We start from the raw sequence: 7,351 nt of genomic DNA, 5'->3' as shown, positions 1-7,351 counted from the left end.
CTCGTGGACGTGGACGATCTTCCAGGCCCCGTCGTGCTTGCGCAGGCCCAGCGTGCAGCGGAACCACAGGTCGGGCCGCTCGCCGTCGGTCTTGGTCCCGGTCATGTGGGCCAGGCCGTAGGCGAAGGCCACGTCGCCAGCGGTCGCGATCGTCAGTTCCGGCAGGTCGTAGCCGATCGGGCCGGACCAGCTGTCGAACCAGGCCTGCAGGCCGGCGCCGCCGTCGTCGGCGGCCACCAGCGGCGGCGCTAGGGAATAGACGGTCAGGTCGTCGGCCAGGCAGACCGCCACGGCCTTGGCGTCCTTGTCGTGCAGGCCTTGCGTCCAGGCGTCGATCACGCAGCGGATCGCGACCTCGTCGGTGTTGGTGGCGGTCTCGAGCATGGCGGTCTCCCGTTCGGCGGTTCGACCAAAGGACGGCCGACGCGCCGCCTGTCCGACATCCGCCGAAAACTTTTTAGCCGCCCGTTCCTTCCTTCATCAGCCGGTCCAGGTGCAGGCGGATGTGGGCGGCCTCGGCGGCGGTGCTGGCCAGGGCGATGGCCTGGTCGAAGGCCACGCGCGCCTCGTCCCGCCGGCCCAGCTGGAGCAGCAGCCCGCCCTTCAGGCCGAAGAAGTGGAAATAGCCCGACAGCTTGGGGGCCAGGGGCTCGATCATCGCCAGGGCCGCCTCCGGTCCGGCGACCTTCGACACCGCCACGGCGCGGTTCAGGGTAACCACCGGCGACGGCGCCAAGTGCTCCAGGTCGCCGTACAGCAGGTCGATCCGCGTCCAGTTCGTATCTTCCGCGCGCTCGGCCCGGTCGTGCTCAGCGGCGATGGCGGCCTGCACCAGATAGGGTCCGGGCCGGCGATGGCGCACCGCCTTGTCGATCAGGGCCAGGCCCTCGGCGATCATCCGCGGGCTCCACAGGCCGCGATCCTGGTCCTCCAGCAGCACCACCGCCCCGTCGGCGTCGAACCGGGCCGGGGCGCGGGCGTGCTGCAGCAACAGCAGGGCGGTCAGGCCCATGATCTCCGGCTCGCTGGGAAACAGACGCAGCAGCAGGCGCGCCAGGCGGATGGCCTCGTCGCACAGCGAGCCTCGGGTCTGGATCTCCTGGCCGCCCGCCGAATAGCCCTCGTTGAAGACCAGATAGACCATGGCCGCGACAGCGGTCAGGCGCCGCGCCCGCTCGTCCAGGTCGGGCGCCCCGAACGGCACGTCGCCGGCGCCGATCCGGGCCTTGGCGCGGGTGATCCGCTGCTCCATCGCCGACTCGCCGACCAGGAAGGCACGGGCGATCTGCCGGACCGACAGGCCCGAGACGATGCGCAGGGCCACGGCGACCTGCTGGGTGGCCGGCAGGTCTGGGTGGCAGCAGATGAACAGCAGCCGCAGCACGTCGTCGCGATAGTGCTCGCCGTCCAGCCGATCGACCATGGCCGCTTCGGCGTCGTCCAGGTCGGAGATCAGCTCTTCCGGCGGCAGGGGCGCCGACTTGCTCTGCTTGCGCACCCCGTCCAGGGCGGCGTTGCGGCCGACCAGGATCAGCCAGGCCGTCGGGTCGCGCGGCGGACCGTTCTTGGGCCAGGCCTTCAGCGCCCGCAGGCAGGCGTCCTGAAAGGCCTCCTCGGCGGTGTCCAGATCGCGGAAGTAGCGCAGCAGGGCCGCCACCGCCTGCGGGCGGGCGGCGGTCAGGGCGGCGTCGATCCAGGCCGCGTCGATATTGGCGATGGTCATGCCCCCCTCCCTTTGACATGGGCGCCCTTCAGCGGGGCTCTCTTCACGCCGGCGCGGACTTGAGGGCCGGCCAGGGTCCCGGGACGATAGACGGCCAGCGGCCGGATTTCATAGGCGCCGCGGTCGGGGTTGGCCGCGGCCAGGTCGCGCGCCACGTCGATCGCCGCCTCCAGCCCCCCGCAGTCGACCACGTAGAACCCCAGAAGCTGCTCCTTGGTCTCGGCGAACGGACCGTCGATCACCAGATGGTCGCGGCCCTTGCGCAGGGTGACGGCGGCGGTGGTCGGCAGCAGGCGAGCCACCGCGCCCAGCCGGTCGGCGGCGGCCAGCCCGGCCTCGACCACCCCGATTCGAGCCATGACCAGGGCGTCCTCCGCCGCGGTCCAGGCCCCGATCGCGTCCTCGAAATTGTAGCAAAGAATGGCATAGAGCATCGGGGTGCGCACCTTGTCGTAGCCAGGACGATCAGGAACCCCGCAATCCGACACGGCGAGCGGGAAAATCGGACCCGCGCGGTTTCGCCCATGGTGAAGGAGCCCTATTTTCGCCAAGGCGTTCCTTGACGGTCGCTCCGCCGACACAAAACCATAATGACAAGACGGCAAAGGGAAGGAGGCGCTCGCAGCCAGGAGCCGTTCGCGTGACTTTGTGGATTTCGACGTTCTTCATCGTGTTCCTGCTCGGCATGCTGGCCTGGCCGAGCATCGCCCCGCACATCGACGCGATCCGCCGCCGCCGCAAGGGCGTGAGGCGGCGGTATTTCCAGGATTGAGGCGCGCAGTGGCGGGGCGCGTTGCGCGCAGTCGTCAGCTGATTTTGAGAAGCCGCCCGACTTCCGGAACCGTCAGGACCGGGGGTGGTGGCTGGGGGCGGGCGCAGACCGGAACCCACATCTGCACCATCTCCGGTTCTGATTGCGGTCTGAAGCTCACTGGGACGCCCAAGTGAGGCGTCCAATTGATCAACCTTGACCTTGCCGTGAATAACGAAAGCGCGTTCTGATTGCACCTCGATCCGCGACGCCCGCTGTGGGCGAAACAAGCGGGAGGGAGGGCGATATGGTGCTGCCAGCGGCTTCAACGCCGACACGAGTGGTCTTGGCCCGGCATGGTGAAACGCTGTTTCGCAGGATCAGGATCATTGACATCTTTCGCCCCCTGAACGCGGTAGGGATGGCGAGCGCTAGAAGACTTCGGGCGCAGATGGAGCAGTGCGGGCTCACGCCAACGACCTTCATCGTGTCCCCCTCTGTGCGAACACTTCAGACGGCCTGGGTCCTTGCCAAAGGCCGCAAGGCCAAATTCGAGGTCAGGTTTCGCCTCTGGCGCAGCTCCTCTGCCAAACTCGCCAAGCTCCTCGAGCGAGCCTTGGCCAGTTCGGACATGTTTTGCATCGTTGGCCACAGCACGCCCCTGCTGAACGCCCTCGCGTACCTCGCTCCGCGTTACACTGACGCGCTCAACCCCCGCAAAATGATCATGGCCCACGGCGCCGCCCTTGGCATTGCACCAACCGCTCAAGGCCCGCTGGTTGTCGGCGCCCTAGGGCCACAGACGGGGCCGCTGAGACAAAGACCCGTGCGATAGGTTCGCCGTTTAACCCCCGCCGCGAACGGCGTTCGCATCAAACACGATTGACCCTCCAGCCAGGCCGCAAGCTTCAATGCTCGCCCCCGCGAGGACCGGAACACTTTTGGTGGAGCGGGACTTCCCGCCGGCGAACGAACCTGCCAATAAGTTCGACAACGTCCAACGCTAGCCAGCAATGAAGACTGGTGTGATGGCGAGAGGATGGAAAGAAGAGGGGGGAGCGGTGACCGAACAAACTCGGTTGAGCGCCAGCGATATGGAGCCGCTGTCTGAAATCGTCGATTTCGTCGAGGGGCAAATCACAAGCCTTTCGAGCGACATCCAGAATTGGTGCGACGAAAACATTGTCTCCGATGTTGCTCAGCCGTCCCCGGGACTTTTTCACGTCGACGGTTATATCAGAGCGCCCGTTCCAAAATCGTTTAGCATCTTGAGCGGCCAATACGCGCACAGCCTTCGCGCGGTATTGGATGCGCTCGCCTGCACTCTGGCCAAGGCCCAGTCTGGCTCGGACAGCGATACCTATTTCCCTGCTTCAAAAACAGAAGACGTGTTCAAATCTGACGGCCAAAGAAAGACTAAGCTTCTTTCCGATGCGGACCGGGCGATCATCGCCGAATTCCAGCCGTACCTCCCTGGAAATGAGTGGCTCGGAGATCTTCATCAGGCAGATATCCTCAACAAGCACCGGCGGCTCGCGACACATGCAGCAGTTTCTGAACCCGCCTACGGGGGAAAGTTCTGCATCATAGATAGTTCGAATTATTACGGGGGCGCTTTAACGGCAACGCCGCGCCGCATCGCCGACATCCAATTGAGCGCCGGAGGCTTCAAGGTGTACCGCATTATTCGGTTCGACGAACCAGACCTTCCTATTGGAAATACAGATCTTTTGAGATTTCTTGCGCAATCACTCGCGGGAGTACGCAAGGTTCTTAATGCCTTTGCTTAGGTGCGCCATCGTGATGAACCGGTGGCAGCCACGTTAGAGTGTGAAACGAAAAGCCCGCCGTCTCGGCCAAGACGGCGGGCTCTGTCATGCAAGGTCAGCCCCAGGCGGATCAAGGCGGCGGTGACGCCACCTCAGTCTTGAACTTTGCCTTCCACAGGTCACGGTGGCGGACGTACCACTCGCGCCAAGCTACGGCTTCCGCGCGCCAGTCGTAGGCGACGCCGGCGAAGTCGACGTCGTCGGCGACGAGATCCGAGAGAGGAACACCGCCCAAACCGCATGTGGGTTTGGTTTGGTGGCTGGGGGCGGGATTGAACCGCCGACCTGTGGGTTATGAATCCACCGCTCTAACCATCTGAGCTACCCAGCCGCACGAAGCGGAGGCGGGCTTATAAGCGCAAAGCGGGGGCGGCTTCAAGCCCGTCCGAGCATCAGATCGAGCACCGCGTCGAGACGTCGCTTCAGGCTTTCCGGACCATAGTCGGCCAGGACGTTGGCGCGGGCCGCCACGCCCAGGGTGCGGGCCTTTTGCGGGCTCGCGATCACGCCGGCCAGGCCTCGCGCCAAGGCGGCGGGGTCGCCGGGGGGGACCAGGGCGCCGTCGACGCCGCCCTCGATCATCTCCACGGGTCCGGGAATCGCCGCCGATACGGCCGGCAGTCCGACGGCCATGGCCTCCAGCAGGACCAGCGGAAAGCCCTCCTGATAGGACGGGAAGGCGAAGACGTCGCCGGTCGCCAGGAAGGCCGAGACGTCGCCGCGCCAGCCGACCAGGCGCACGCGATCGCCCAGGCCGTGCTGGGCGATCAGCCCCTCCAGCTTGGGCCGCTCGTCGCCCTCGCCGGCGATCTCGCACGCGAAGGCCTGGCCCCGATCGCGCAACAGGGCCAGGGCGGCGATCAGCACGTCGAAGCCCTTCTTGGGATGCAGGCGGCCGGCGGCGACGATGCGCGGCGGGGAGCCCTCTTCCGCGAACGGCGCCGCCAGAGCCGTCGGCGGCTTCACGGCGTTGGGCACGAAGTGCACACGCATGGCTGGCACGCCGCGCTTCACCGCCAGTTCGGCCAGGTGCCGGCCGACGCAGACATAGTGGGTGCGGGTGGTCTCGACGTCGAAGCTCGGCTTGTGCACGCAGACCGCCAGAACGGCCTTGGCCGGCGCGACCTCGGCCAGCAGGCGGGCCGGACGCTGGCCGTGGCTGAGGATCAGGTCGGGCGCGGCGGCCCTGACCAGCTTCCGGGCGGCGCCGACGGTGACGGGATCCCAGTCGGTATAGGCGGGCATGGTCGCCAGCGGCGGGACGCGGCCCTGGGTCTGGGCGGCGACCTTGCTCCCCGTCCGCACCACGCCGACGGCGCTCCCGCCGCGCTCGGCGGCATAGGCCTCGAGGATCGGCTGGTAGTCGAGGAACACCTGCTCCAGACCGCCCAGGCCCTTGCCCAACATGGCGTGCAGGATGGCGGTCAAGGCGGGCTCCGGGCTTGGCGAGGCCGGACCTTCGTCGGGGGCGCGGTGCAAGTCAACGTCCAGCCCTCCCCTCGCTTGTCATCCCGGACGAGACCGGCGAAGCCGGGTGAAGATTTGGGACCGCCGGAAGCGCGGCGCTCATGCGTCGGTCCCGGATCTGCGCGCTGCGCGCTTGTCCGGGATGACAGCGATGAGGCGGATGACAACGGCGCGTCGCAATGACAACGTAGTCACCTGACCAATCGTCGCCCCTTCGCCAGGACAGTTTCCATGCGTCTTCGCCATCTCGCCCTCGCCGCGCTGGTCCTGTCGGCGTGCGCGCCCGCCAACACGGTGCAGGCCCAGCCCAATCCGCCCGTCGAGACCGGGCCGCCCAATGCGCCTGACCAGAAGCCGGCCTTCCCGCAGCAGACCCGCGCGCCCGAGGAGAAGCTGGGCGTCGCCTATCAGGTCGAGACCCTGGCCACCGGCCTGGACCACCCCTGGGGCCTGACCTTCCTGCCCGACGGCTCCAAGCTGGTCACAGAGCGAGCGGGCCGCCTGCGGATCCTGGGAGCCGACGGCAAGCTGTCGCCCGCCGTCGCCGGCCTGCCGGCGGTCTATGCCGAGGGCCAGGGCGGCCTGCTGGACGTGGCCCTGGACCCCGACTACGCGAAGAACGGCCTGATCTACTGGACCTATGCCGAGGCCCGCGAGGGCGGCAACGGCACCACGGCGGCGCGCGGCAAGCTGGTGTTGGGCGCCGCGCCCAGGCTGGAGAACGTCCAGGTGATCTGGCGGCAGCTGCCGGCCCTGGACTCGGCCCTGCACTTCGGCGGCCGCCTGGCCTTCAGCCGCGACGGGGCGCTGTTCGTCACCACCGGCGAGCGCTCGATCCTCCCCGGCCGCATGCAGGCCCAGAAGCTGGACGCGGCCCTGGGCAAGGTGATCCGCATCCGTCCCGACGGCTCGATCCCCGCCGACAATCCCTATGTCGGCAAGCCGCAGGCCAAGCCGGAGATCTGGTCCAAGGGCCATCGCAACCTGCAGGGCGCGACGATCAATCCCTGGACCGGCGAGCTGTGGACCGTCGAACACGGCGCCAAGGGCGGCGACGAGATCAACGCCCCCAAGGCCGGCAAGGACTATGGCTGGCCGACCATCACCTATGGCGAGGACTATTCGGGCAAGCCGATCGGCGACGGCATCACCCAGCACGAGGGCATGGAGCAGCCGATCTACTACTGGGACCCGGTGATCGCCCCCTCTGGCCTGGCCTTCTACAACGCCGACCTGTTCCCGGCCTGGAAGGGCAGCCTGTTTGTCGGCGGGCTCAAGGGCTACCTGGTGCGGCTGACCCTGAAGGACAAGCAGGTGGTCGGCGAGGAGCGCCTGCTGTCGGATCTGAACTTCCGCATCCGCGACGTGAAGGTCGGGCCGGACGGGGCGCTTTATCTGGTGACGGACGAGGATGACGGGCGGGTGTTGCGGGTGGTTYCGAAGGGCTAGAGGCGGCTAGCACTTGCCCCCTACGGATCGCTTCGCGATCGTCTTCCCCCATAAGGGGGGAAGAGGGGCGGTGCGCGCATCCTCCGCCCCCTCGCCGCGACAGACCGCGAAGCGGTCAGGTGGGGGCAGGTG

At 67.4% G+C, this 7,351-nt stretch carries 8 protein-coding genes and 1 tRNA gene; 4 read left to right on the top strand and 5 right to left on the bottom strand.

What is annotated here, in order from left to right:
• From AC1DZ6_RS14680 to AC1DZ6_RS14670, 3 genes are all read right to left on the bottom strand, one after another.
• On the bottom strand, nucleotides 1-384 hold a 384-nt coding region (locus AC1DZ6_RS14680; RefSeq protein WP_477097895.1), incomplete at its 3' end, for a YybH family protein.
• Nucleotides 385-457: 73 nt separating this feature from the next.
• On the bottom strand, nucleotides 458-1,723 hold the full coding sequence (locus AC1DZ6_RS14675; protein WP_477097894.1) for an RNA polymerase sigma factor: 1,266 nt from the start codon (nucleotides 1,721-1,723) through the stop codon (nucleotides 458-460).
• Nucleotides 1,720-2,157, bottom strand: coding sequence for a YciI family protein (locus tag AC1DZ6_RS14670; RefSeq protein WP_477097896.1), 438 nt, complete (start codon nucleotides 2,155-2,157; stop codon nucleotides 1,720-1,722). Before AC1DZ6_RS14670 ends, AC1DZ6_RS14675 begins: the two co-directional genes overlap by 4 nt.
• 206 nt (nucleotides 2,158-2,363) lie before the next feature.
• Here AC1DZ6_RS14670 and AC1DZ6_RS14665 point away from each other — a divergent pair, with 206 nt between their 5' ends.
• From AC1DZ6_RS14665 to AC1DZ6_RS14655, 3 genes are all read left to right on the top strand, one after another.
• Complete coding sequence (locus tag AC1DZ6_RS14665; RefSeq protein ID WP_477097893.1) at nucleotides 2,364-2,495, top strand: hypothetical protein; 132 nt, start codon at nucleotides 2,364-2,366, stop codon at nucleotides 2,493-2,495.
• A gap of 286 nt (nucleotides 2,496-2,781) precedes the next feature.
• The gene (locus tag AC1DZ6_RS14660; RefSeq protein WP_477097892.1) at nucleotides 2,782-3,309 is read left to right on the top strand and encodes a histidine phosphatase family protein; all 528 of its coding nucleotides are present in this window, start codon (nucleotides 2,782-2,784) and stop codon (nucleotides 3,307-3,309) included.
• Between the two features lie 178 nt (nucleotides 3,310-3,487).
• A complete protein-coding gene (locus tag AC1DZ6_RS14655; protein ID WP_477097891.1) occupies nucleotides 3,488-4,264 on the top strand; it encodes a hypothetical protein in 777 nt (258 codons plus the stop codon).
• A 293-nt stretch (nucleotides 4,265-4,557) separates the two neighbouring features.
• On the opposite strand, the gene AC1DZ6_RS14650 is transcribed toward AC1DZ6_RS14655, so the two are convergent.
• Nucleotides 4,558-4,634, bottom strand: a tRNA-Met gene (locus AC1DZ6_RS14650).
• Nucleotides 4,635-4,678: 44 nt separating this feature from the next.
• The gene (locus AC1DZ6_RS14645; protein ID WP_477097890.1) at nucleotides 4,679-5,731 is read right to left on the bottom strand and encodes a glycosyltransferase; all 1,053 of its coding nucleotides are present in this window, start codon (nucleotides 5,729-5,731) and stop codon (nucleotides 4,679-4,681) included.
• Nucleotides 5,732-6,001: 270 nt separating this feature from the next.
• On the opposite strand from AC1DZ6_RS14645, the gene AC1DZ6_RS14640 reads away from it, so the two are divergent.
• The gene (locus tag AC1DZ6_RS14640) at nucleotides 6,002-7,219 is read left to right on the top strand and encodes a PQQ-dependent sugar dehydrogenase (RefSeq protein ID WP_477097889.1); all 1,218 of its coding nucleotides are present in this window, start codon (nucleotides 6,002-6,004) and stop codon (nucleotides 7,217-7,219) included.
• The last annotated feature ends 132 nt before the right edge of the window (nucleotides 7,220-7,351 follow it).

This window comes from Caulobacter sp. P1_B12_2 (genome assembly GCF_056406675.1).
The sequence above is the reverse complement of the archived record's forward strand: the minus strand, read 5'-3'. Positions and strand labels throughout refer to the sequence as shown.

Coding starts and splice junctions, on each gene's coding strand:
- AC1DZ6_RS14675 (WP_477097894.1), bottom strand. CDS start 1,723: ATGACCATCGCCAATATCGACGCGGCCTGGATCGACGCCGCCCTGACC.
- AC1DZ6_RS14670 (WP_477097896.1), bottom strand. CDS start 2,157: ATGCTCTATGCCATTCTTTGCTACAATTTCGAGGACGCGATCGGGGCC.
- AC1DZ6_RS14660 (WP_477097892.1), top strand. CDS start 2,782: ATGGTGCTGCCAGCGGCTTCAACGCCGACACGAGTGGTCTTGGCCCGG.
- AC1DZ6_RS14655 (WP_477097891.1), top strand. CDS start 3,488: ATGAAGACTGGTGTGATGGCGAGAGGATGGAAAGAAGAGGGGGGAGCG.